Consider the following 675-nt stretch of genomic DNA (forward strand, 5'->3'; position numbering starts at 1 on the left):
GAGACGGCCGAGTTCCGCTACGCGCTGTTGTTGCCGAGCTTGGTGCGGTCGATCATCTCGGAAATCGGCAGTGAGGCGGGCCTCGCGGCCGACTACTGGCGCGGCGGCGTCTTCGTCTACGAGACCGGGACGCGATCCCGCGCCGTCATCGAGGAGGTCCCTGACGCCGAGGGGTGGGGCGGCGCGATCCGGATCACGACCCAGGGCGGCCAGGCGACCGTGCTGCTGCGCAGCCTCGCCGAGCTGGTCGAGCACCAGCAGCAGCAGGCCGGCCTCCGTCCGAGCGAGACGACCGGCGTTCCGCCGCGCCTCGACAAGGAGCGGCCGGGCGTGCCCCCCGACCTGTCAGCCGACGACGAGGCCGCGCCGGTCGTGGTGCAGACATTCGCGCAGGAGCCGGCCGCGAGCCCCGAGTATTTCGTCTCCTACGCCTGGAAGGACGACACGCCCGAGGGCCGCGAGCGAGAGGAGATCGTCGATCGCCTGTGTGATGCGGCCGAGGCGAAGGGAACCCGCATCCTGCGTGACAAGCAGGTGCTCGGCCTCGGCGATCGCATCTCGAAGTTCATGCGGCGGCTCGGCGGCGGCGATCGGGTGTTCGTCGTCTTGAGCGAAAAATATCTCAGGTCGCGCAATTGCATGTTCGAGCTGTCGGAGGTGTGGCGTAACAGCCGA

At 69.0% G+C, this 675-nt stretch carries 1 protein-coding gene; it reads left to right on the forward strand.

Annotated elements, in window-relative coordinates:
• The coding region (locus ABTU92_RS30685; protein ID WP_408095299.1) for a toll/interleukin-1 receptor domain-containing protein at window positions 1-675 on the forward strand (675 nt) is incomplete at both ends.

The sequence above is a fragment of the Rhodoplanes sp. SY1 genome (genome assembly GCF_046000175.1).
Classification (GTDB): Bacteria; Pseudomonadota; Alphaproteobacteria; order Rhizobiales; family Xanthobacteraceae; genus Rhodoplanes.